Here is a 24,419-nt window from a genome sequence, read left to right as displayed (position 1 = left end):
ACCCGCCCCGCGCGACCCGGCGATGTCGCGCAAGGGGGCCCCAGACCGAGGCCAAGGGGGAAAAGATAAGAAACCGACCGACGCAATCCCCGGTCAGGCGGCCGCGGCGTGGGCCAGGGCGTGACCGGCGGCGATCCGCCGGGCTTCGCCATCGACGGCCATCACGGCGTCAAGATGGTCCACCGCCTGATTGCCCAGGGGCCCGGCCATGACATCGTTGATCGTCGCCTCGACCACGGCGGGGATATCGAGGAAGCCGATCTGGCGGCCAAGGAAGCCGGCCACCGCCACCTCGTTGGCGGCGTTCATCGCCGTCGGCGCCACGCCGCCCCGGCGCAGGGTCTCGCGGACGATGCGGATCGCCGGGAAGCGATCGGGATCGGGCGCGCGGAAATCCATGTGGCCCAGCTTGGGGAAATCGAGATGGGGCACCGGGGCCACCATGCGATCGGGCCAAGCCAGACAATAGGCGATCGGCGTGCGCATATCGGGCGAGCCCAATTGGGCGAGCACCGAGCCATCGACATAGCCGACCATCGAATGGATCACCGATTGCGGGTGGACCAGGATCTCGATGCGCTCGGGCGCGATGCCGAAAATGTGATAGGCCTCAATGAATTCCAGGCCCTTGTTGAACATCGAGGCCGAATCGACGCTGATCTTGGCGCCCATCGACCAATTGGGATGGGCGACCGCCTGCTCGGGCGTGGCCTTGGCCATCGCCTCGCGCGTCCAGTCGCGGAAGGGACCGCCCGAAGCGGTCAAAATGATGCGCTCGATGCGCTCTTTCTTCTCAAAATCAAAGACTTGGAAGATGGCGTTGTGTTCGGAATCAACGGGCAGGAAGGTCGCCCCGGCGCGGCGGATCTCGGCCATGAACAGATCGCCGGCGCAGACCAGGCATTCCTTATTGGCCAGGGCGATGGTGGCGCCCCGTTCCACGGCGGCCAGGGTCGGGGCCAGACCGGCGGCGCCGACGATGGCGGCCATCACCCAATCGGCATCCCGCGCGGCGGCCTCGCACACCGCTTGCGGCCCGGCGGCGGCTTCGATGCCACTGCCGGCCAGGGCCTCTTTCAGCCGGCCATAGGCCGCCTCGTCGGCGACCACGGCGATCTCGGCCCGCGTCGCCTTGGCCTGGGCGGCCAGGGCCTCGGCATTGCCATTGGCGGTCAGGGCGACCACCTGATAGCGCTCGGGAGAGCGGCCGATGAGATCAAGGGTGTTCTTGCCGATGGAACCGGTGGACCCGAGGATGCTGACCCGCCGGGGGGTGCCGTTCGCCGTGCCGCTCATTGCCAAAGTCCTATGCCGCCGCCTTGCAGGGCGACGACGCAGGCCACCGGCGGCGCCGCCGCCAGCAGTCCGTCGACCCTGTCGAGGAGTCCCCCGTGACCGGGGATGAGATTACTCGAATCCTTGACGTTGAAGCGCCGCTTCATCGAGGATTCGAACAAGTCGCCGGCCTGGGCGATGACCGCCAGACCCGGCGCGAAAAGGATGACCCACAGCGGCGGCGCATAGCCAAAGGCCAAAGCCAGCCCCCAACCGGCCAGGGCGGCGCTACCCATGCCGCCCAGCAGGCCCGACCATGTCTTTTTCGGGCTGATGCGCGGGGCGAGCAAAGGTCCGCCCAGGGTGCGCCCGCAGGCATAGGCGCCGATATCGGTGGCCCAGACCACGGCCAGCAGCCAGAACAGGGTTTCCCAGCCGCCCTCGCCACGGATCCACACCAGGGCGACCAAAGGCAGCCCCAGATAAGGCACGCCGGCGGTGATCCACCACGGCCCCTCCTCCTCCATGCCGCCGCGCAGGCGATCCTCGCCGGCCATCGCCAGACGGATCATCGGCGTGGCCAGGGCGAGGCCAAGCAGGACATCAAGGGGGAACCGGGTGGCCAGGGCGCCGGTCAAGGCCATCAGCGCGGCCATGGTCCAGCCCGTCAGACCGAAACCACCCCGGCAAAGCCGGATCCATTCCCAGGCCATCAGCGCGCCGGCCAGGGCGGCCAGGGCGTCGAACCAGGGTGATCCGAAGAAAGCGGCGGCGAGCACCGGCGGAGCCAGCACCAGGGCCGACAGGATACGCGTCTTGAGCAAGGACCTCTCCCTGATGATCCCGGGGACCTTCGACCGCCGGGCCCTTCCTTATACTCCGCCGAAGCGGCGTTCGCGCTGATGGAAGTCGGCCACCGCGGCGGCAAGATCATCGCGCGAGAACTCGGGCCAGAGTACGGGGGAGAAGACCAGTTCGGAATAGGCGATTTGCCACAACAGAAAATTGCTGATCCGCTGTTCGCCGCTGGTTCGCACCAAAACGTCGGGATCGGGCAGATCATCGGTGAGCAGGCGCTGGCCCAGCACCTCCTCGTCGATCGCTTCGGGATCAAGGCGGCCCGCCGCCACCTCGCGGGCCAGGGCCCGCGCCGCGTCGGCGATCTCCTGACGCCCGCCATAATTCAGGGCGATGGTCAGATGCAGGCGATCGTTGTCGCGGGTATCGCTCTCGCCGTCCTCGATCAGGGCGACGATATCGCGCGAGAAGCGTTCCCGCCGGCCGATCACCCGCAGACGCACGCCGTTGCGCTTGAGATCGCGGATCTCGTTGCGCAGGTAAAGTCGCAGCAGCCCCATCAGGTCGCTGATCTCGCCCTCCGGCCGCTTCCAGTTCTCCGAGGAGAAACCGAAAAGCGTCAGATGGCTGATGCCCAGTTCGGGAGCGGCCTCGACCACCCGACGGACGGATTCGGCCCCGCGCTTGTGCCCCGCCGTCCTTGGCAGGCCACGCGCATGGGCCCAGCGCCCGTTGCCATCCATGATAATGGCGACATGGAAAGACGACGGGGCTGAGCCGTCGAACAAAGGCACGGGATCGGCCTGCATCAGACTTGCATGATCTCCTGTTCCTTATGGGCCAGGGCCTCGTCGAGACGACGGATCGTCTCATCGGTCAAGGCCTGAACCTCGGCGCCGAACTTCTTGTGTTCGTCCTGGCTGATGGCGCTATCCTTTTCCATCTTCTTGAGCTGGTCCATGCCATCGCGACGGACGTTGCGCACGGCGACACGGGTCTGCTCGGCATATTTGCCCGCGACCTTGGTCAGCTCGGTGCGGCGCTCTTCGTTCAGCGGCGGAATGGGCACGCGGATAAGCTGGCCGTCGGAGGCCGGATTGAGGCCGAGGCCGGCGTCGCGGATCGCCTTGTCGACGGCCTTGGCCATTCCGCGGTCCCAGACCTGAACGCTAATCATGCGCGGCTCGGGAACGCTGACCGTCGCCACCTGGGCCAAGGGCATGGCCTGACCATAGGCCTCGACCATCACGGAATCGAGCAGGCTCGTCGACGCCCGGCCGGTCCGCAGCCCCGCGAAATCCTTGCGCAAGACTTCGACCGCCGTATCCATGCGGTGCCTGAGGTCGGCTTTCAAGGTGTCGAAACTGGAAGCGCCATCGGACACTGTTCTTACTCCTGGTGACTGTCGCAGAGGATCTCGGTGAAACGGCCCCGGCGATCAAGGACATCGGCCAGAGCGCCAGGGGTGTGCAGGGAAAACACCACTATAGGGATGTTGTTGTCGCGCGCCAAGGCGATGGCCGAGGTATCCATCACCCGCAGATCGCGCGTCAGCACGTCGGTGAAGGTCAGGCTCTCGAAGCGCACGGCGTCGGGCACCTTGTTGGGATCGGCGGAATAGACCCCATCGACCTGGGTCGCCTTGAGGATGGCGTCGCAATTCATCTCGACGGCGCGCAGGGCGGCGGCGGTATCGGTGGTGAAGAAGGGATTGCCGGTGCCGGCGGCGAAAATCACCACCCGGCCCTTTTCCATATGGCGGATCGCCCGGCGGCGGATATAGGGCTCGCAGACCATCGACATCGGGATCGCCGACTGGACGCGGGTTTGCACGCCGCGTTTTTCCAGGGCGTTCTGCACGGCCAGGGCGTTCATCACCGTGGCCAGCATGCCCATGTAATCGGCGCTGGTGCGGTCCATGCCCTTGGCGGCGGTCGAGATGCCGCGGAAGATATTGCCGCCGCCGATCACCAGACAAACCTGAATGCCGCGATCATGGGCGGCCTTGACCTCGCCGGCCACGCGGTCGACCATTTCCAGATCCAGACCGAATTCCTTGTTCCCCAGCAGGCCCTCCCCGGAAAGCTTGAGCAGGACCCGGCGGTAGTAGGCGCCATTGGCGTGGGGTTGATCCTCGGACATTCGGTTAGCTCCCTTGTCGCCGCGCGGTCGGCCGGCGATGTCGTCCTGGTCGATTGGTGATTTTTAAGCTCCGCGCCCCGGCTACGAGACCCCAGGCGGGAACAGACGACCGCCGGGCCGGATCATAAGAGACCCGAACCCGGCGGCCAACAGGCGTTTGACGCTTTATGGGCGAAAGTGCCTTACTTCTTCAGCTGAGCGGCGACCTCGGCGGCGAAATCGCTCTCTTCCTTCTCGATGCCCTCGCCAAGCTGGAAGCGGACGAAGCCACCCAGCTCGATCGGCGCGCCCAGATCCTTGCCGGCCTTCTCCAGGACCTTGGCGATCTTGGTCTCGCCATCGATAACGAAGATCTGCTCGGTCAGGACCACTTCCTCGTAGAACTTGCGCAGGCGGCCTTCGACCATCTTCTCGATGATGGCGTCGGGCTTGCCCGAGGCCTTGGCCTGCTCGCTCAGCACCGAGCGCTCGCGATCGAGGGCTTCGGCGTCGACTTCGGAAATGAAGGCGTAGCGCGGCTGGGCGGCGGCGACATGCATGGCGATCTGACGGCCCAATTCGTCGAGCTTGGCCGGATCGGCCGCCGACTTGAGGGCGACGAGCACGCCGATCTTGCCCAGACCGGGCTTGACGGCGGTGTGCATGTAGCTGGTGACGACGCCCTGCTCGACCTCAAGCGCGGCGCTGCGGCGCAGCTGCATGTTCTCGCCGATGGTGGCGATCAGATGGGTCACCTGGGCCTCGACGGTGCGCCCTTCGCCACCGGGATAGGCGGCGGACTTCAGCGCTTCGATATCGCCCTTGGCCGCCAGGGTCAGCGAGGCGACGGTTTCGACGAAGCCCTGGAAGGTATCGTTGCGGGCGACGAAATCGGTCTCGGCGTTGACTTCGACGACGGCGCCGGCGGTGCCGGCGGTGGCGATGCCGACCAGACCTTCCGAGGCGGTGCGCCCGGCCTTCTTGGCGGCGGCGGCGAGGCCCTTCTTGCGCAGCCAGTCGATGGCGGCTTCCACGTCACCCGCGGTTTCGGTCAGGGCCTTCTTGCAATCCATCATGCCTGCGCCGGTCTGCTCGCGCAGGCTCTTGACGAGGGCGGCGGTGATCTCGGCCATGGGGAGTCCTCTCTTGGAAATCAGTGCTTCGTTAGGGCGGACGCCCTTCCCTCGGGTACGGCGCAGGGGCCGGGAACGGCTGGAAGGAGGGCGACGATGAGCGTATCGGATCGGCGGGCGGCTCCGGGCACGGGAGCCGAACCAAAAAGATGGCGGCGTCTGCACGCCGCCATCTGGTCTCGGGGGGGCCCTGCCCTGGCGGTCGGCCTTGCTTATCAGGCGGTCGGCTGCTGCTCGGCGGCGGGGGCTTCGGCGGCAAGGGTCTCGGCCGGCACGATCTCGGCGGCACCGACGTCGACGCCGGCGGCGCCGAGCTGAGCCTGGATGCCGTCGATGGCGGCGCCACTGATCAGCTCGCAATAGGTCTGGATGGCGCGAATGGCGTCATCATTGCCGGGGATCGGATAGGTGATGCCACGCGGATCGGAATTCGAATCGATCACGGCGACGACCGGCAGACCCAGCTTGTTGGCTTCGTTGACCGCCAGGCTCTCCTTGACGGTATCGATGATGAACAGCATGTCGGGCAGACCGCCCATTTCCTTGATGCCGCCCAGAGCCATATCGAGCTTGTCCTTCTCGCGGCCGAGGTTGAGCTGCTCCTTCTTGGTCAGACCCAACAGGTCGCCACCGCCGAAACGCTCTTCCAGATCGCGCAGACGCTTGATCGAATGGGAAATGGTCTTCCAGTTGGTCAGCATGCCGCCAAGCCAACGGTGGTTCACATAATACTGACCGCAACGACGGGCGTGCTCGGCGACCACATCCTGGGCCTGACGCTTGGTGCCGACGAACAGCACGCGACCGCCGCCGGCGGTGACATCGCGCACGGCCTGCATGGCGCGATAGAGCATCGGCACGGTCTGCTGCAGATCGATGATGTGAACGTTATCGCGCTGACCATAAAGGTAGGGCGCCATCTTCGGGTTCCAACGACGGGTGTTGTGGCCGAAGTGACAGCCCGCTTCGATGAGCTGGCGCATGGAGAATGTGGGGAGAGCCATGGTGGCGTCTTTCCTTTTCCGGTTGAACCTCCGCGGGACAGTTGAGTCAAAAGGCCAGAAAGCCCTTCGACACCGGAACGGCCGCGCCGGATATTTTCCGGACGGCCGCGAATCCCGCGTGCGTGGTGTGGCCGGTATTTAACCTTCCCGCTCGCCGTTGGCAAGGAGGGAATGGCGCCTTGCCGCCCCCTAGCGCCCGGCCAGGGCGTTGATCATCGCGTTCACCGCGCTGATCTGCAGCCCCTCGCGGCCCAGGAATTTTCCATCAAGGCCATAGCCCCACCAGTTCCAGCAGCCCTCGGGGTTGATCGCCGTCAAAGGAAAGCCCTCGGTGGCGCCGATGGCCCGGGCCTGGGGATAGAGCACGACGATGTGGTTGGTATCGGCCCAGCCATTATAGCCCGCCAGATCCCAGAACTTCTCCGCCGACCCCAGCACCTGATCGGACTGCTTGCAGCCATGGAAGGCGATATGCAGCCGGCAGGCCGCGCCCGCGGCGCAGTCGGCGGGCACATAAACAAGCCCCTCGTCCCACAGCGACGCCTTGATGGCATTCCCCCCCCGTACATAGGCCGACTGGTCAAAGCGCGAAAGCCGCCCGGACAGGACCGGGGCCGGCGGAGCCAGAGACGGCCCATAGAGAACCTTGAGGATGGCTTCGGCCTGATCGTAGCGGCAGGCGTTGAAAAAGGGGCTCTTTTCGGCCGAACAGGCGGCATTGCCGCGATCGGGGGTCAGAAAGGCGTGACCGGCCTTGGCCCCGGCGCCCGGGGTTCCCTGAAGCGAACTCACCAGGGTGGTGGTCACCCCCAGCGTCCCCAGGGCTTCGGCCGCCGTCCTCACCACCTTGGCGCCGACGACCGTATCGGCCTCGCCGGTGAACAGATAAACCCGATCGCCGCGCAATCCGGCCAGGGCGTCGATCGCCCCGGCCCGCTCAAGCTGGCGGGCGATACCGACAAAGCGGTCGGCGCTTTCCAGAAACGCGCTTTGACGCATGCAGTGGGCAAGGGCGCGCGAGGCCGTCGCCATCACCTTGTCGTTGACGACCGTGGAAACGGCGCAGCCATACAGACCACCGGCGACCAACCCGGCGCCATCCACCCGCGCCGAATGGGCGACATGGAACTGATTGGCCATATAGGCGCCCGAGGAGATCCCCGACACCGTCACATGATCGGCATCGATGGCCAGCTTGGGCAAGGAATCGGCCCAGGCCGGCCCGGCCAATCCCACCAGCAACAAAGCGGCCCCGACAAACCGACAGAATGCCCTCATCGCCCCCTCCTCCGCTTGCCTGACCAGTTTACCCCAGCACGCAAAGAGCGCAAGAAAAAGACCGATCGCGCTGAAAGGGCCCCTTTCCCTTATCCTTGCCGCAGATCACCCAGGAAGCCGTCGACCTTTTCTTGCAAGCTGGCCGCCGCCTGACCAAGCTCGCCGGCGGTGTCGCGCAAGGCGCCGGCGGTGCTTTCGGTTTCCCGGGCCGCTTCGGCCAGGGTGTGGATATCGCGCGAGGCGTCGGCCGAAGTCGACAAAACCTCTTGCACGCTGCGCGAAATCTCGGTCGTCGCCGCGCCCTGTTCCTCGACGGCGATGCTGATCGCCCCGGCCGCCTTGGCGATATCGTGGATGACGTCGCTGATCGTGGCGATATCGCTGGCGGCGGCCGAAACCGAGGCGCGGACCCGTTCGATCTGACCCCGAATGTCCTCGGTCGCCTTGCGGGTCTGGGTCGACAGGTTCTTGACCTCATGGGCGACCACGGCGAAGCCCTTGCCGGCGTCGCCGGCCCGCGCCGCCTCGATCGTGGCGTTCAACGCCAGCAGATTGGTCTGGCTGGCGATGGTCTCGATCAAGGTAATCACCGCGCCGATCTTTTCGGCGTCATCGACCAGCCCGGCCATGCGATCGGCCGATTGATCGGCGGTTTCCACCGCCTGCTGGCTGGTGACCCGCGCCTTGTCGGTCTGGTTGGCGATTTCGCGGATCGAGGCCGAGAGTTGTTCCGACGCCGAGGCCACCGTTTGGAAGGTGGCGTTGGTGCGCTCGCTCATCGCCGAGGACTGGCCGGCCTTCTCCCGGGTGACATTGGCCAGGCTGAACATCGTCCTGGCGTTTTCGTCCATCGTCCGCGCCCCCTTGGCGACCGCCTGGGCCACGCTATTGACCGAATCCTCGAAGCGCTTGGCCAACTCGACCAGATTGGCCTTGCGCGCCGCTTCGGCCGAGGCCTTGAGGCGTTCCTGATCGCCGCGCAATTTCTCGGTCTCGGCCACCGTGCCGCGAAAGACCTCAAGGGAGCGCGCCATGGCTCCGGCCTCGTCGCGCCGATCCTGATGGGGCACGGCGATATCGATCTTGCCGCCGGAAATCAACGCCATGCGCTTGGCGATATCACCCAGAACCGCCGAAAGGTCGCGGGAGATCAGCGAGACCAGCAAGAGGGCGACCGCGCTCAGCAGGCCACCGATCAGCATCGCTTCGCGCAGTTTCGCCCAGAAAATCGCCTGGACATCGTCGACATAGACCCCCGTCCCCACCAGCAAGTCCCAGGACGGAACCTCCATCGCCCAACTCACCTTGGGGATGGGCGGCCCGTCCTTGACCCGGGGCCAGACATAATCAACCCGCCCGCCCCCCGGTCCCCGCCTCGCCGCCGCTTGAAGGGCGAGGAAGACTCCCCTATCGGCCGCCGGCTTGCCGACCAGATCGGGACGTGGCGGCAGAACCAGATTGATGCCGTCCATGGCATAGGCGAAGAGATAGCCATTGCCGCCGTAAATCATGCCGTTGAGCGCCGTCTTCCAGGTCCCAATCGCCTGATCGCGGCTGATTTTACCGGCGGAGACCTCGGCCTGCAGCTTGGTCGCCACCCCGGCGGCGGCCTCGGTCAGCCCGCGCGTCTGGGCCACCCGCTCATCGAGAAGGGCGTCATATTGAGACTTAAGCAGCCAGCCGACGGTCACGCACAACGCGAGTCCCATGATGGCGACGATGACCGAAATCTTGACGACGACTCTTTTGTTGCGAAGCATCGCGTTATCCGTGGGCTTCGCACTTCCCCTGATCCGCCCGACGAATTTGTGCCGTTTTCCCCATTGGCGCAACCGAAACACAAGGGCGGGGAGGCAGGGGCTTGGTTATAAGCTTACCTCCCGCCGTCCCAGTGGAATCCACCTCGCGGTCAAACCGTTACGACCCTATCCGTGCCGCAGATCGCCCAGGAAGCCGTCGACCTTTTCTTGCAAGGTGGTCGCCGCCTGACCAAGCCCGCCGGCGGTGTCGCGCAAGGCGCCGGCGGTGGTTTCGGTTTCCCGGGCCGCCTCGGCCAGGGTGCGGATATCGTGCGAGACGCTTTCCGAAGTCGACAAGACCTCTTGCACGCTGCGCGAGATCTCCTTGGTCGCCGCCCCTTGTTCCTCGACGGCGGCGCTGATCGCCCCGGCCGCCTCGGCGATATCGTGGATGACGTGGCTGATCGTGGCGATATCGCTGGCCGCGGCCGAAACCGAGGCGCGGACCCGTTCGATCTGGCCCCGAATGTCCTCGGTCGCCTTGCGGGTCTGGGTCGACAGGTTCTTGACCTCATGGGCGACCACGGCGAAACCCTTGCCGGCGTCGCCGGCCCGCGCCGCTTCGATCGTGGCGTTTAGCGCCAGCAGGTTGGTCTGGCTGGCGATAGCCTCGATCAGGGTGATCACCGCGCCGATCTTTTCGGCGTCGCTGACCAGCCCGGCCATGCGATCGGCCGATTGATCGGCGGTTTCCACCGCCTGCTGGCTGGTGACCCGCGCCTTGTCGGTCTGGTTGGCGATTTCGCGGATCGAGGCCGAGAGTTGTTCCGACGCCGAGGCCACCGTTTGGAAGTTGGCGTTGGTGCGCTCGCTCATCACCGAAGAATCGCTGGCCTTCTCGCGGGTGACATTGGCCAAGCCGAACATCGTCCTGGCGTTTTCGTCCATCGTCCGCGCCCCTTTGGCGACCGCCTGGGCCACGCTATTGACCGAGTCCTCGAAGCGCTTGGCCAACTCGACCAGACTGGCCTTGCGCGCCGCTTCGGCCGAGGCCTTGAGGCGTTCCTGATCGCCGCGCAGGTGCTCGGTCTCGGCGACTTTGCCGCGAAAGACCTCAAGGGAGCGCGCCATGGCTCCGGCCTCGTCGCGCCGATCCTGGTTGGGCACGGCGATATCGACCTGTCCGCCGGAAATCAGCGCCATGCGCTGGGCGATATCGCCGAGAACCGCCGAAAGGTCGCGGGAAATTAGCGAGACCAGCACGATGGCGACCGCGCTCAACAGGCCGCCGATCAGCATCGCCTCGCGCAGTTTCGCCCAGAAAATCGCCTGGACATCGTCGACAAAGATCCCCGTCCCCACCAGGGCGCCCCAGGCTTTAATCTCCATCGCCCAACTCACCTTGGGGATGGGCGGCCCCCCTTTGACCCGGGGCCAGACATAATCAAGCCGCCCGCCGCCCGGCCCCCGCGTCGCCGCCGCCTGAAGGGCGAGAAAGGCCCCCCGATCGACGACGGGCTTGCCGACCAGATCGGGACGCGGCGGCAGAACCAGATTGATACCGTCCACGGCATAGGCGAAGAGATAGCCATTGTCCCCATAGGTCATGCCATTGAGCGCGGTCTTCCAGGTCTCGATCGCCTGATCGCGGGTGAGCCTCCCGGCGGAAACCTCGGCCTGCAGCTTGGTCGCGACCCCGACGGCGGCCTCGGTCAGCACCCGCGTCTGAGTCACCCGCTCATCGAGAAGGGCGTCGTATTGAGACTTAAGCAGCCAGCCGACGGTCACGCACAGCGCGAGTCCCATGATGGCGACGATAACCGAAATCTTGACGACAACACGTTTGTTGCGAAGCATCGGGGTATCCGCAGTCTTCTTACGTCTTTTAATCCACTCAACGAATCTCTGCCGTTTTCCCCGAGGATGCAACCTAAACATGAAGACACGGGAGGTGTGATCCTGATCATGATCTTACCCCCCCGCCTTCCCCGCCTAAACCTCGCGCACCTCGCCCACGCCGGGCACATTGCGCAAGGCGGCCAGGGTTTCCGAGCGCAGGGCGAAGCCACCGTCCAAGCGGAACTCCACCTCGCGATCGCCAAGATCGGCGACCAACAGGATATTGCGATTGCCCGGGCCATCGGCGCGGATGATCTCGGCCAGCCGCGGGATCGGTCCGCTGTCGCTAAACGACACCTTGATGCGGCGGGCGGCGCGGGCGACGGCGTCGTCGAGCAGTTCGATCGCTTGGGCGAGCAACCGCACCTCTTCGCCCTCGAGCCGGGCGTCGGCGCGGACCAGCAACGGCCGGCCGGAATCGAGCAACTCGCGGCTGGCCCCCAAAACCTCGGAAAACACCATGGTCTCGCACGAGCCGGTGGCGTCGGATAATTCGACGAAGGCGTAGCGGCTGCCGCTTTTGCCGATGCGCTCCTTGCGCGCGCCGGGGGTGACCGCCAGCTTGACCGCGCCGCTGCCGCCGCCGCGCAGATGGCCGGGCAGCATCTCGATCGGCACCACATCCAGGCGCTCCAGGCTGTCGCCATAGATGTCCAAGGGATGGGCCGACAAATAGAAGCCCATGGCGTCGCGTTCATGGGCCAGGGTCTCGGTGATGGTCCAGGCGGCGCAAGCGCGGAATTTCATCGGCGGTTCCGAGGTCGCCCCGGCCCCTCCGAACAGGCTCGACTGGTTGGACGCCCGATCCTCGGCGGCGGCCTGGGCGTGGCGCATCAGCACATCGGCATTGGCCAGCAGCTTGGCGCGATCGCCATCAAGGCTATCAAGCGCCCCGGCCTTGATCAGGTTTTCGAGCAGACGCTTGTTGATGACCTTGCCATCCAGGCGACGGGCGAAATCGGCCAGATCCTTGAACGGTCCCCGGGCCTCGCGTTCGGCGACCAGGGCGTCCATCGCCGCGGCGCCGACGTTCTTGACCGCGCCCAGGGCATAGCGCACCGCGCCGTCCTCGACGCCGAAAACGGCAAAGGAGCGATTGACGTCCGGCGGCAGCAAGGGGATATCAAGGCGGCGCAATTCCCCTTTAAAAACAGCCAGCTTGTCGGTGTTGTGCATGTCATAGGTCATGGTGGCGGCCATGAACTCGACGGGGTAGTTGGCCTTCAGATAGGCGGTTTGATAGGCGACCAGCCCATAGGCGGCGGCATGGGATTTATTGAAGCCATAGCCGGCGAATTTGGCGATCTGGTCGAAAACCTCCGAGGCCTTGGCCTCCGAGGTGCCGCGCTTGCCCGCCCCTTCGACGAACAGGGCGCGCTGGGTATCCATCTCGGCCTTGATCTTCTTGCCCATGGCCCGGCGCAGCAGATCGGCGCCGCCCAGGGAATAGCCGGCCATGATCTGGGCCGCCTGCATCACCTGTTCCTGATAAATCAGGATGCCATAGGTTTCCTTGAGGATCGGCTCTAGGGAATCATGAAGATAGACAACCTCTTCCTCGCCCTTCTTGCGCTTGATGTAGCTGGGGATATTGTCCATCGGCCCCGGGCGGTAGAGGGCGACAATGGCGACGATGTCTTCCAGGGTATCGGGCTTCATATTGCGCAGAACGTCGCGCATCCCCGTACTTTCAAGCTGGAAGACGCCGCTGGTCTCGCCGCGCCCCAGCATGTCGTAGCTCCGGCGGTCATCCAAAGGCAGGTCAAGCAGATCGACGGTGATGCCGCGCTTGGCGATGTGGCGCACCGCATGCTGCAAGACCGTCAGCGTTTTCAGGCCGAGGAAGTCGAATTTCACCAGACCGGCCTGCTCCACCCATTTCATGTTGAACTGGGTGACGGGCATATCGGAATGGGGATCGCGGTAGAGCGCGACCAGATTATCAAGGGGACGATCGCCGATCACCACACCCGCCGCATGGGTCGAGGCGTGGGAATAGAGCCCCTCCAGCTTCATGCCGATATCAAGCAGGCGGGCGACCATCTCGTCGTTTTTCTGCAGATCGCGCAGCTGGGGCTCGGCCTCGATGGCTTCCTTGAGGGTGACGGGCGCGGCCGGATTATTGGGCACCATCTTGCAGATCTTATCGACATAGCCGAGCGGCATCTGCAAGACACGGCCGACCGAGCGCAGCACGGCGCGGGCCTGCAGCTTGCCGAAGGTGATGATCTGGGCGACGCGCTCATAGCCGTATTCCCGCTGAACATAGCGGATGACCTCTTCGCGGCGGTCCTGGCAGAAGTCGATATCGAAGTCGGGCATCGACACGCGTTCGGGGTTCAAGAACCGCTCGAACAGCAAGCTGAAGCGCAAGGGGTCAAGGTCGGTGATGGTCAGGGCCCAGGCCACGCACGATCCCGCCCCCGACCCACGCCCCGGACCCACCGGGATATCGGCGTCCTTGGCCCATTGGATGAAATCGGCCACGATCAGGAAATAGCCGGGGAAGCCCATCTTGATGATGACATCAAGCTCATAGGCTAGGCGCTCGCGATAGGGCTTGGCGATCTCGATCCGCTCGGCCTCGCTCATGCCTTCGCGATAAACGTGCTTTTCCAGGCGCTTATCCAGGCCTTCCTCGGCCATGGCGCAAAGCGCCTCGGCTTCGGTCCGCCCCTTGACCGCCGGGCTGTGGGGCAGGATCGGCTTGCGCTTCTCGCTCATCACCGCGCAGCGTTTGGCGATCACCAGGGTGTTGTCCACCGCCTCGGGCAGATCGGCGAACAAGGCCCGCATCTCGTTGGCCGGCTTGAAATAATGCTCAGGGGTCAGCCGCCGCCGGGTCTCATCGCCGATGACGGTTTTCTGCTGCATGCAGATCAGCACGTCATGGGCTTCGAACATGGCGCGGTCGGGGTAATAGGGCTCGTTGGTGGCGACCAGCGCGACGTTTTGGGCATAGGCCAGATCGATCAGATCGGCTTCGATGCGGTCTTCATCGGCCATGCCATGGCGCTGGATCTCGACATAGACGCGGTCGCCGAAATGCTCCTTGTGGCGGGCGAGGATGGCGGCGGCCTCGTCGCGCCGGCCCTCGCGCAGCAGCCGCCCCAAGGGCCCGCCAACGCCGCCGGTCAGCAAGATCAGCCCGTCGTTCAGGGCCTCGATATCGGCCAGCCGCACCTGGGGCGCCTCGCTGCCGTCGCCTTCGATGAAGGAGCGCGAGACGATCTTCATCAGATTGGCATAGCCGCTGGCGTTCTTGGCCAGCAGCACCACGGCATCGGGATCGGGCGCACGCAGATCGCGCCCGGCGCCAAATCCGCGCTCGCGCACCTCTTCGTTGCGCACGGCGATCTGGCAGCCGATGATCGGCTGAACGCCCATGTCGCAGGCCGTAACCGAAAGCTCAAGGGCGCCGAACAGATTGCCGCTGTCGGTGATGGCGACGGCGGGCATTCCCATCTTGGCGCAGAGCTTAACCAGCGCCTTGACCTGGATCGCCCCCTCGGACATCGAGAGCGCGGTGTGAACCCGCAGATGGACAAAGCCATTCGCGGGGGAGCCGCCGGCGAGGGCGGACGAAGCGGGGGATGGATCGGGCATGGGCCAACCATGCCACGGATCGGCGGCCTTTGTCAGCGGGAACGCTTGGCGAACACGCCCGCCTTAGGCGGCCGTGTCAGAGCGTCAGGCGCAAAGCGGCATTCTCGAACGGCATGCCCTCGTCATCCTCGGCCCTGCGCGAGAGTTCCTTAAATCCGAGGCTGGTGTAGAAGGAAAACGCCTGCTGGTTGGCCGTATAAACCTCCAGCCGCAGCTCTCCTGTCCGCGCCAAGGCATGGGCGACAAGGGCTTTGCCGATGCCCCGCCCCTGCTGGTCCGGGGCGACGAACAGGCCGCCGATGAACGTATCGAGCAGACTGATGAAGCCCACGGCGCTCCCCCCCGAACAGGCCACCCAGGTTTCCGCCTTTGGCAGGTAGATTTCCTCGATAAGGCGCCGTTGCTCGCGCAGGCGCTTTTCGCCAATGAAGGCATGGGCCTGAAGCGAGGCCTCGAACCAAATGGTCGAGAGCCTGGACAGATCGGCCGCCCCGTCATAGGCGCGGATCGAGAGACTGGGATTATTCATGACTCACCCGGGGATCAGGGCGACGAACAGGCCGCCGAGGCGGACATCAGGGGCGCGATTTTTCCAAGCGGATATCGCCGTCCCCATGATCGGTTTCGTTCGCCCAGCCCAGGTGGCGATAAAAACCCGCCGCGCGGGTTGTTTTGCCCGTTTCAAGCCAAACGACGCGGTGGCGTGCGAACAGGGCGGCCTCGGCGGCTTGGACCAGCCGCTTGCCAAGGCCTCTGCCTTCGTAGGACGGCAGGACGAAGGCGGCGAACAGCGACCCGTCCTCCAGATCGGCCATGGAAAAGCCAACGACGCGCTCGCCCTCCACCGCCACCCAGGCACAGGGGCTTTCGATGATCATCGCGGTGATCGAGGCGGTCGTGATCCCCATTTCGGTGAGTTGGGCGATCGTCAGACTATTCTCGGTAACCGCGGTCCGCACCTGAAAGATGGCCCCGACATCGGCCGGCTCGGCCGCTCTGATCCTTAATGTCACCCCATGCTCCCAAACCAATAATCAGGCGGCCACCACCTTGCCCTCGCGCAAGGTGACGATGCGGTCCATGCGCCGCGCCAGATCGGGATTATGGGTGGCGATCAGGGCCGCCAACCCCTCGCCCCGCACCAGATCGAGCAGGGCCTGGAATACCCGCTCGGCCGTATTGGGGTCAAGGTTGCCGGTCGGCTCGTCGGCCAGCAGCAGCTTGGGGCGGTTGGCCAAAGCCCGGCAAATCGCCACCCGCTGTTGCTCGCCGCCCGAAAGCTGGCCCGGCCGGTGGTCCTGGCGCTCAGAAAGCCCCATCTTGGCCAGAAGCTCGGCCGCCCGCGCCAGGGCCGGCTTGCGGCCGATCCCGGCGATCATCTGCGGCACGACGATATTCTCGGCCGCCGAGAACTCGGGCAGCAGGTGGTGGTACTGATAGACGAAGCCCAAGTGATCGCGGCGCAACAGGGTGCGGCGATCCTCGGACAATTGGCCGCAGCTGATGCCGCCGATCCGCACCTCGCCAGCCGTGGGTTTTTCCAAAAGCCCGCAAATCTGCAAAAGCGTGGATTTTCCCGCCCCCGAGGGCCCGACCAGGGCGACGATCTCGCCCGGGTTGACGGCCAGATCGGCCCCGGTCAGCACGTTGAGGACCTCGCGGCCCTGGCTGAACGAGCGGGTGACCTTATCCAAGCGCAAGGCCGCCTGCGGCACCTTGCTGGCCTGCGGACCGGGCGCGGTCTGCGGACCGGGGGCGGTCTGCGGACTGGAGACGGAAGGGGACTTACTCATTGCGCAGGGCCTCCACGGGATCGGTGCGCGCCGCCCGCCATGCTGGATAGAGGGTGGCGGCGAACGACAGGCCCAAAGCCATCAGCACGACGTTCATCACCTCATGGGGGTCCATGGTCGCTGGCATCGTCGCCAGGAAATAGATCTCGGCATTGAACAATTCGACGCCAAGCAGGCTTTGCAGGCCCTGACGAATGGCTTCGATGTTCTGGCAAAACAGCACGCCAAGCAGCAGGCCGGCCAGGGTGCCGGTCACGCCGACGGCGGCGCCGGCCAGGAAGAAGATGCGCATGATCGCCCCGCGCGAGGCGCCCATGGTGCGCAAGATGGCGATATCGCGGCCCTTGTCCTTCACCAGCATGATCAGGCCGCTGATGATATTGAAGGCGGCGACGACGATGATCAGGGTCAGGATCAGGAACATCACGTTGCGCTCGACCTGCAGCGCATTGAAGAAGGTGGCGTTGGTCTGGCGCCAGTCGCGCAGGCGGATGCCGCCCAGGCCATTGGTCGAGGCGATGGTGCCCGCCACCTCGCCCACCCGGTCGGGATGGTCGACCACCACCTCCAGATGGTTGACGCCTTCGGTCGGCACCTGGAAATAGGTTTGGGCGGCCTCAAGGGGCAGGAAGACGAAGCTGCTGTCGTATTCGCTCATGCCGATGGAAAAGATAACGCGCACCGTATAGGCGCGCACCCGGGGCACGGTGCCCATGGCCGTCACCTTGCCCTTGGGCGAAACCAGGGTCAGCTTGTCGCCAACCCGCAGCCCGAAATTCTCGGCCAGACGATTGCCGATCATGATCGAATCCTGGCCGCGCAGATCATCGAGCGAGCCGGCGATCACCGCATTGGCCAGCATCGGCCGCTGGCGCAGGTCTTCGGGGCGCACGCCGCGCACCAGCCCGCCGACCGAGCGGCCGTTGTCGGTCAGCATCACCTGCCCTTCAACCGTCGGCGTCACCGCCCGCACCCCGGGAATGCCGCGAATGATATCGGTGGCGCGGTCGTAATCCATCATCACGTCGTATTGCCCAAGAACGGTGAGATGGCCGTTCAGGCCGAAGATCCGGCCCATCAGATCCTCGCGGAAGCCGTTCATCACCGCCATGACGATGATCAGCGTCGCCACCCCCAGGCCGATGCCGGCCAGGGAAAATCCGGCGATCACCGAAACGAAGCCTTCCTTGCGCCGGGCCCGCAGGTAGCGGCCGGCCATCATCCGTTCAAAGGCGTTGAAGATCATGGGTGGGCCAATCCGGTGCGAGCCAGGGTGATGCGCTCCGCCGGGGCCTTGAACAGGTCTCCGGCGGCTAGCGGCGGTTCGGGATCATAGCCGATCAAAAGCTGAATGGCCTCGGCCACCGCCCGGCCGCAAAGCCGTTCGGCGATCAGGAAGGAGGCATCGAGGCCGGCGGCGGCCGTGGCCGCCGTGGTGATCGTGCCATCGGTCACGATGCGTTCGGGCTTGGTGCGCACGCCAAACCCGGCCAGCAGGTCAAGGGCCCGCCAATGGGTGGTCGCCTCGCGGCCCTCCAGCACCCCGGCCCCGGCCAGGATCAGCGATCCGGTGGAGACCGACAACACCGCCCGGCTGGTTGGCACCACCTTGCGCAACCAAGCGCGGATCATCGGATCATGGGCCAGTTCATCGGCCCCCGCCCCGCCCGGCACCACCACCACATCGGGGGCGTTGACCTCGGTCAGGGCGTTATCGGCGTGCAGGGTCAGCGAGACCCCGCGCGAATGCACATTGCCGCGCTCGATACCCACCGTGCGCACCCGGGCGCGCGGCAGTTTGCCCAGCACATCGAAGGGACCGATCGCATCAAGCGGCGTCAGCCCGTCGTATAGCAGGATCGCGACATCCATCGCCTTCGTCCCGTTGGTTTGATCCACAAGTCGCAAACAGGGGGCGGCACACTTTCGAAAAACCGGGCTCGCCGGTGTCGCGCGCCGCGCCCCTTGAACGATCAGCCGAGAAGCTTGGCCAGGGCGCTGTCGATCGACAGTTCGTGGCGTTCGCCGGTGGCCCGTTCCTTCAACTCGACCATGCCCTTGGCCACGCCCTTGGGTCCGGCGATCACCTGCCAGGGCAGGCCGATCAGATCCATGGTGGCGAATTTGGCGCCGGCGCGGTCGTCGGTATCGTCAAACAGCACGTCCTTGCCGGCCGCGCGCAGACGGCCATAAAGATCGGCGCAGACGCCATCGGTGGCGGCGTCGCCGACCTTGAGGTTGATCACGCCGATATCGAAGGGGGCGACACCATCGGGCCAGATGATGCCGTTGTCATCGTGGCTGGCTTCGATGATGCCGGCGACCAGACGCGACACGCCGATGCCGTAAGACCCCATGAACACCGCTTGGCTCGAGCCATCGGGCGCGGTGACGGTGGCGCCCATCGGCGCCGAATATTTGGTGCCGAAATGGAAGATATGGCCGACCTCGATACCCCGGGCGCTGACCAGATCGCCTTCGGGCACGCCATGGTCGGGACGGTGCATCTCGTCGGTGGCGGCATAGAGGCTGGTCCAGGAATCGACCAGCGGCTGAAGGTCGGAGTCGTAATCGACATTCTCGGGGGCGGGCTTGTCGAGCAGGTCGCGATGGCAGAACACGGCGCTTTCGCCCGTATCGGCCAGGATGATGAATTCATGGCTGAGCTTGCCGCCGATCGGGCCGGTATCGGCCGCCATCGGGATCGCCTTCAGCCCCAGGCGGGCGAAGGTGCGCAGATAGGCCACGAACATCTTGTTGTAGGAGTGCCGGGCGCCCTCATAGGTCAGATCGAAGGAGTAATTGTCCTTCATCAGGAATTCGCGGCCGCGCATCACGCCAAAGCGCGGGCGCACCTCGTCGCGGAACTTCCACTGGATCTGATAGAGGTTCTGCGGCAGGGCGCGGTAGCTTTTGACATTCTTGCGGAAGACATCGGTCGCCACCTCTTCGTGGGTGGGGCCATAGAGCATGTCGCGCTCGTGGCGGTCGACGATGCGCAGCATTTCCTTGCCGTAATCGTCATAGCGCCCGCTTTCGCGCCACAGATCGGCCGACTGGATGGTCGGCATCAGGATTTCCTGGGCGCCGGTCGCATCCTGTTCCTCGCGCACCACCTGTTCGATCTTGCGCAGCACGCGCAGACCCAGCGGCAGCCAGTTATAGATGCCCGAGGCGTGCTGGCGGATCATGCCGGCGCGCAGCATCAGCCGATGGGAGACGATTTCCGCCTCGGAAGGGGTTTCCTTGAGGGTGGGCAGCAAAAAGCGGGACAGGCGCATGGTTGATTTCTATCCGAGAGGGGTCGTCACAAAAACGGCGGGGCGAAAGGAAGGCGCACTCTAGTCCTTGATCGTGCGGTTTCCAAGGCGCTCAAAGCATCAGCGGGAACGACCCCGCCCATGCTCGCGGCAGGCCTGGGCGATGACGGCGCCGGCGCCGTTGTCCAAGGGGCGGCCATTCATCATCGCCTGACCGGAGGCGACATCGTAATCAAGCCGGCCGATATAGATCGAGGGCGACTGAAAGGCGGCCGGCGGCGTCATCCCCGCCTGGGCGAAGGGATCGATGGCGATCTGGAACGAGAACCCCCGCTCCACCCCGCCGGTCAGGGCCGAATAATCCTCGAGATCGGCGCCGACCACCGGCCGGCCGTTGACATCGTGGCCCGCCTCATAGGCCACCCCCGGTTCGGGGTAATGGGCGGTTAGCCGCCGGCAGTCGCTCTCGGTGATATTGAGCACCTTGCGCAAGGGCGGCTCCTCCGGGCTGGGCCGGCTCGGGGTCAGCCAGGGGTTGGTCGGGTCCTGGGCCTGGGCGGGGAAAAACAATCCACCGCAAAGCAGCATTGCCAGGGCGAGGGCAAGACCTTGGAGCCAATCACCCCATCCTTCCGCATGTACAACCGCGCCACATTCGGTTGCGTTATTCATGTCACCTCCCCTTTGCTGGAAGCCGGGCGAACGACTACCCATTTTTTGAGCATGACACCCCGAATGACCATTTTGAAGGCGCCAATAAACCCGGGTTTCCGCCGTGATTACGCCGCAAATTTTGCGTGACACGGTCACCGCCTGTGCGTATGGTGCTAAACACTTTTGCAAAAAAGGGGGCCAATGTGAAACAGTGTTCATGTTCACTACGGCCTGGGTTTAGGGAGGCAACCGTCGTTTAACGACGGTGCGAGGCGAAGTCCCGACAAGAGCGAAAATGCTCGCCGGGCACACATCAGTACACCGGCATGCCGGTGTCAAGAACGTCGGGTCCCCCCTTTGGGGTGGACCGGATAGGGGTAACCGGTCCCGGGGACAGGATCCGGTTCATACCACGCTTCCCGGCCAAAGGCCGGGTATCGAGGCACGAGGGGCTGGGCGGGATCTTTCAAGAGACCCGCCCTTTCCTTATGGGCGACGGCACTGACGCCATAGTATGCCAACCAAACAGGCAAAAGTATGGTGATGCGCGGCGCCCCGCCGACCGCACCGGAAAAGGGCCATGGAAACCAACCGACTGCACTGAGGCCGCCTGATCGATCACATTCAGCTTGTGGTGCGCGATCTCCAGGCGAGCGAAAGCTTCTACCGGGCCATTCTGTCCGTGTTGGATATCCCGGTTCTCAGCACGGACAAGGGTTACTTCCTAGCCGATGAACTTCTCGTATCCTCGGCGGAAAGCCCGACGGCTTTGGGCGCGTTAACCGGGCGGCACCACTTGGCTTTTCAGGCCAAAGATCGCGGCACGGTGGATGCTTTCCACAGCGTCGCCTTGGCCAACGGCGGGCGCGACAATGGCGCTCCCGGCCTGCGGGCCTATCACCCGGGATACTATGCCGCTTTCGTCCTCGACCCCGATGGGAACAACATCGAGGCGGTTTATCAAGGCGAGGCACGGCGCAACACGCCCTCCGTCGTGATTGAATTCTAGAGCGAGAGGGGGCGAAGGCCATCCCATCCCCGTCGAATCCACTCCGAGCACGGGTAGAGACCTCGCAGACCTCCCTAAACCGTGGCGCTCCGCCTCATCTCGGCCAAGTGAAGGGCGACCGGACAATCGGGGCGGTGGGCGCCTTCCAGGATGCCAAGGCTCATCAGGAATTCATTGACCACCTCGGGGCCGGTGAAGCGGAAGGTCTTGCGAAACAGCTTGACCCATTGGCTTAGGTCCTGGGGTGGCTGGGCGGCGAGCCAAGCGGCGAACCCGCCGTGGCTGGCGCGCAGGGCCTGGATCTGGCGGGCGTTGGCGATCAGCGCCACCACCTTCAGCCGATTGCGGATGATGCGGGCATCGGCGAGCAGACGGGCGATATCGGCCTCGTCATAGGCGGCGACCCGGTCGACCTCGAAGCCGTCGAAGGCGTCGTTAATCCCCGGGCGGCGGCGCAAGATCAGTTCCCACGACAGCCCGGCCTGGAAGATCTCCAGGGCCAGACGTTCGAACAACACCCGTTCGTCGGTCTGCGGGAAGCCATATTCGGTATCATGATAGGGGCCGTGGAGGGGATGGCCCGGCGCGGCATCGCAATAGCCCGACATCTCCCCTCCCCGCTCCTTGTTTAGGCCAGCAAGGCCTCAGGCCTGTTCAAGAAGACTTCAGGCCTGCTCGAGTTCAACCAGCGTGCCGTTGAAGTCCTTGGGATGAAGGAACAGCACCGGCTTGCCATGGGCGCCAAGGCGCGGCTCGCCATCGCCAAGAACCCGCTTGCCCTCGGCCTTCATATGGTCGCGGGCGGCCAGGATATCCTCGACCTCGTAGCAGATGTGATGGATGCCGCCGGCGGGACTTTTGCTAAGGAAGGCGGCGATCGGCGAGGCCTCCCCCAGCGGATGGAGGAGTTCGATCTTGGTATTGGGCAGTTCCACGAAGACCACGGTCACGCCATGATCGGGCTGGGGCAGCGGCGCCGAAACGGTCGCCCCCAGCGCGTCACGATAAACGGCGCAGGCCGCCTCGAGATCGGGGACCGCGATGGCAACGTGATTAAGACGTCCGATCATGGTCTTGTGCTCTCCTCGACATCGGCAGCGGCGGACCCCCCGCCGGCAGCGGGGAGTATAACGCCTTCGCCGCTTTGCCTCATACCCGCAAAACGTGAATATCGGTCACCGGGCGGCGGTTCTGCCCCTGACGGAAGACCCGGCGCACCGCCAGCCGCACCGCCTCGGCCACGGCGGCGTCGTCCTTGCGGTCGGCGGGGCGGACGGCGTTGACGGCGCCGCGCACCCGGTTGGTCAGATCGGCGACCTCATCGGCGTCGTCTTCGGGGTCAAGCAGACCACGGGCGCTGATCTTGGGGGTTCCCAGCAGCTTGCCCTTGTCGTCGATCGCCAGCGAAACGGCGACGGAGCCGTTATAGCCCATGCGCTTGCGATCGCGGATGATCTCGCAATCGATCTGCAAAAGCCGATCGCCATCCAGCGCCAAACGGCCAAAGGGCACCTTGCCGACCACGGTGGGTTCCGCGCCGTCAAGGCGGACGACGGCGCCATTGGTGATCCGCACCACATGGGCGACGCCCAGATCGCGGGCGACATCGGCATGGTGATCAAGATGCAGGAACTCGCCGTGAACCGGCAGGGCGATGCTCGGACGCACCATGCCATACAGGCTGCGCACCTCTTCCGCGCCCGGGTGGCCCGAGACATGGACCATGGCGTCGCGCGAGGTGATGAGCTTGACGCCCATCTCGACCAACTGGTTTTGCAGCTGCAGGATCGAGCGCTCATTGCCGGGAATGACCCGGCTGGAGAAGATCACCACATCGCCGGCCGACAGGCTGACATAGGGGTGGCTACCGCTGGCGATACGCTTGAGCGCCGCCCGCGGTTCGCCCTGGCTGCCGGTGCAGATGTACACCACCTTGTCTCGCGGCAGCTTGGCCGCCTCCTCGTCGCCGAGGAAGGCCGGGCAGCCCTTGAGATAACCGCAGGTCCGCGCCGTCTCCATCATCCGCCACAGCGACCGCCCGACCAGGGCGACCTCGCGGCCATTGGCCTTGGCGGCCAGGGCGATGGTTTCCATGCGCGCGATGTTCGAGGCGAAGCAGCCAACGGCGATGCGGCCCTGGAAGCGGGCGAACAGATCGATCATCGAGCGCCGGACATCGCCTTCGGAAGCGGAATGGCCTTCGGTGAAGATATTGGTGCTGTCGCCGACCATGGCCAGCACGCCCTCGTCGCCCAGGCGCCGCAAGGCCGCCTCGTCGGCCGGCGGGCCGACCAGCGGCTCGGGATCGAACTTCCAATCGGCGGTGTGCAGCACCGTTCCGGCCGTGGTGCGGATCGCCAGATGGTTGGGTTCGGGGATCGAATGGGTGGTGGTGATCATCTCGATATCGAAGGGGCCGACGGTGAAGCGGCCGCCCAGCGGAATCTCGATCAATTTCACGTCGGGCTCGATGCCCTCCTCGCGCAGCTTGTGGCGCAGGAACTCGGCGGTAAAGGGCGTGGCGTAGACCGGGCATTCCAGATAGGGCCACAGATAGGCCACGGCGCCGACGTGGTCCTCATGGGCATGGGTCAGCACCAGGCCGACCAGATCGCCCTTGCGTTCCTCGATGAACGACGGATCGGGCAGGATGATGTCGACGCCCGGGGTGGTTTCGTTGCCGAAGGTCACCCCAAGGTCGACCATCAGCCATTTACCCTGATGAGCATAGAGATTGAGGTTCATCCCGATCTCGCCGGCGCCGCCCAAAGGCACGAAATAAAGGGCGTTTTTTTCGAAACGGGGCGGCACGGGCGGGGAATTGTCAGCCATAGGTGGGGAAGGTCCGAT

Annotated in this window: 22 protein-coding genes; 1 reads left to right on the top strand and 21 read right to left on the bottom strand. The window is 65.0% G+C overall.

Translation table 11 applies throughout. The features are described from left to right. Positions 1-93: 93 nt before the first annotated feature. From RRU_RS08260 to RRU_RS08175, 18 genes are all read right to left on the bottom strand, one after another. Positions 94-1,296: a 1-deoxy-D-xylulose-5-phosphate reductoisomerase gene (locus RRU_RS08260; RefSeq protein WP_011389467.1), complete on the bottom strand. Its 1,203-nt coding sequence runs from the start codon at positions 1,294-1,296 to the stop codon at positions 94-96. Further along, positions 1,293-2,099, bottom strand: coding sequence for a phosphatidate cytidylyltransferase (locus tag RRU_RS08255; protein WP_011389466.1), 807 nt, complete (start codon positions 2,097-2,099; stop codon positions 1,293-1,295). The genes RRU_RS08260 and RRU_RS08255 overlap by 4 nt, the downstream gene beginning before the upstream one ends. A 48-nt stretch (positions 2,100-2,147) precedes the next feature. Beyond that, the gene (locus RRU_RS08250) at positions 2,148-2,882 is read right to left on the bottom strand and encodes an isoprenyl transferase (protein WP_011389465.1); all 735 of its coding nucleotides are present in this window, start codon (positions 2,880-2,882) and stop codon (positions 2,148-2,150) included. Beyond that, the gene (gene frr / locus RRU_RS08245) at positions 2,882-3,403 is read right to left on the bottom strand and encodes a ribosome recycling factor (RefSeq protein ID WP_042440402.1); all 522 of its coding nucleotides are present in this window, start codon (positions 3,401-3,403) and stop codon (positions 2,882-2,884) included. The genes RRU_RS08250 and frr overlap by 1 nt, the downstream gene beginning before the upstream one ends. 59 nt (positions 3,404-3,462) lie before the next feature. After that, the gene (gene pyrH / locus RRU_RS08240) at positions 3,463-4,215 is read right to left on the bottom strand and encodes a UMP kinase (protein ID WP_011389463.1); all 753 of its coding nucleotides are present in this window, start codon (positions 4,213-4,215) and stop codon (positions 3,463-3,465) included. A 182-nt stretch (positions 4,216-4,397) separates the two neighbouring features. Then, a complete protein-coding gene (tsf, locus tag RRU_RS08235; RefSeq protein ID WP_011389462.1) occupies positions 4,398-5,327 on the bottom strand; it encodes a translation elongation factor Ts in 930 nt (309 codons plus the stop codon). Positions 5,328-5,542: 215 nt separating this feature from the next. Further along, positions 5,543-6,331 (bottom strand): 30S ribosomal protein S2, encoded by a 789-nt coding sequence (rpsB, locus tag RRU_RS08230; protein ID WP_011389461.1) that lies wholly within the window; start codon positions 6,329-6,331, stop codon positions 5,543-5,545. Positions 6,332-6,520: 189 nt separating this feature from the next. After that, a complete protein-coding gene (locus RRU_RS08225) occupies positions 6,521-7,609 on the bottom strand; it encodes a periplasmatic short-chain-length polyhydroxyalkanoate depolymerase PhaZ1 (RefSeq protein WP_011389460.1) in 1,089 nt (362 codons plus the stop codon). 89 nt (positions 7,610-7,698) lie between these two features. After that, a complete protein-coding gene (locus RRU_RS08220) occupies positions 7,699-9,369 on the bottom strand; it encodes a methyl-accepting chemotaxis protein (RefSeq protein WP_011389459.1) in 1,671 nt (556 codons plus the stop codon). A gap of 165 nt (positions 9,370-9,534) precedes the next feature. Continuing rightward, entirely contained in the window at positions 9,535-11,205 is a 1,671-nt protein-coding gene (locus RRU_RS08215) for a methyl-accepting chemotaxis protein (RefSeq protein WP_014626203.1), read from the bottom strand. Positions 11,206-11,340: 135 nt separating this feature from the next. Further along, entirely contained in the window at positions 11,341-14,853 is a 3,513-nt protein-coding gene (gene dnaE, locus RRU_RS08210; RefSeq protein WP_011389457.1) for a DNA polymerase III subunit alpha, read from the bottom strand. Positions 14,854-14,929: 76 nt separating this feature from the next. Next, the gene (locus RRU_RS08205) at positions 14,930-15,382 is read right to left on the bottom strand and encodes a GNAT family N-acetyltransferase (RefSeq protein WP_011389456.1); all 453 of its coding nucleotides are present in this window, start codon (positions 15,380-15,382) and stop codon (positions 14,930-14,932) included. 46 nt (positions 15,383-15,428) lie between these two features. Further along, positions 15,429-15,866: a GNAT family N-acetyltransferase gene (locus RRU_RS08200; protein WP_011389455.1), complete on the bottom strand. Its 438-nt coding sequence runs from the start codon at positions 15,864-15,866 to the stop codon at positions 15,429-15,431. A 21-nt stretch (positions 15,867-15,887) separates the two neighbouring features. Continuing rightward, positions 15,888-16,646: an ABC transporter ATP-binding protein gene (locus tag RRU_RS08195; protein WP_011389454.1), complete on the bottom strand. Its 759-nt coding sequence runs from the start codon at positions 16,644-16,646 to the stop codon at positions 15,888-15,890. Then, positions 16,639-17,892: a lipoprotein-releasing ABC transporter permease subunit gene (locus RRU_RS08190; protein ID WP_011389453.1), complete on the bottom strand. Its 1,254-nt coding sequence runs from the start codon at positions 17,890-17,892 to the stop codon at positions 16,639-16,641. The genes RRU_RS08195 and RRU_RS08190 overlap by 8 nt, the downstream gene beginning before the upstream one ends. After that, positions 17,889-18,518, bottom strand: a complete 630-nt coding sequence (locus RRU_RS08185) for a DJ-1/PfpI family protein (protein WP_011389452.1) — start codon at positions 18,516-18,518, stop codon at positions 17,889-17,891. The genes RRU_RS08190 and RRU_RS08185 overlap by 4 nt, the downstream gene beginning before the upstream one ends. Before the next feature lie 101 nt (positions 18,519-18,619). Further along, positions 18,620-19,927, bottom strand: a complete 1,308-nt coding sequence (gene proS, locus RRU_RS08180; RefSeq protein ID WP_011389451.1) for a proline--tRNA ligase — start codon at positions 19,925-19,927, stop codon at positions 18,620-18,622. A gap of 99 nt (positions 19,928-20,026) precedes the next feature. Next, positions 20,027-20,578, bottom strand: a complete 552-nt coding sequence (locus tag RRU_RS08175) for a hypothetical protein (protein ID WP_011389450.1) — start codon at positions 20,576-20,578, stop codon at positions 20,027-20,029. A gap of 592 nt (positions 20,579-21,170) precedes the next feature. On the opposite strand from RRU_RS08175, the gene RRU_RS08170 reads away from it, so the two are divergent. Then, entirely contained in the window at positions 21,171-21,569 is a 399-nt protein-coding gene (locus RRU_RS08170; protein WP_207187449.1) for a VOC family protein, read from the top strand. 74 nt (positions 21,570-21,643) lie between these two features. Here RRU_RS08170 and RRU_RS08165 read toward each other — a convergent pair whose 3' ends face one another. The 3 genes from RRU_RS08165 to RRU_RS08155 all read right to left on the bottom strand — a co-directional run bounded on the left by RRU_RS08165 (position 21,644) and on the right by RRU_RS08155 (position 24,401). Next, the gene (locus tag RRU_RS08165; RefSeq protein WP_011389448.1) at positions 21,644-22,177 is read right to left on the bottom strand and encodes a DNA-3-methyladenine glycosylase I; all 534 of its coding nucleotides are present in this window, start codon (positions 22,175-22,177) and stop codon (positions 21,644-21,646) included. Positions 22,178-22,234: 57 nt separating this feature from the next. Further along, positions 22,235-22,639, bottom strand: coding sequence for a methylmalonyl-CoA epimerase (mce, locus tag RRU_RS08160; RefSeq protein ID WP_011389447.1), 405 nt, complete (start codon positions 22,637-22,639; stop codon positions 22,235-22,237). A gap of 79 nt (positions 22,640-22,718) precedes the next feature. Next, positions 22,719-24,401, bottom strand: a complete 1,683-nt coding sequence (locus RRU_RS08155; RefSeq protein WP_011389446.1) for a ribonuclease J — start codon at positions 24,399-24,401, stop codon at positions 22,719-22,721. Positions 24,402-24,419 lie beyond the last annotated feature (18 nt).

The organism is Rhodospirillum rubrum ATCC 11170 (genome assembly GCF_000013085.1).
Lineage (GTDB): Bacteria > Pseudomonadota > Alphaproteobacteria > Rhodospirillales > Rhodospirillaceae > Rhodospirillum > Rhodospirillum rubrum.
This window is presented reverse-complemented; position numbering and strand designations above follow the sequence as displayed.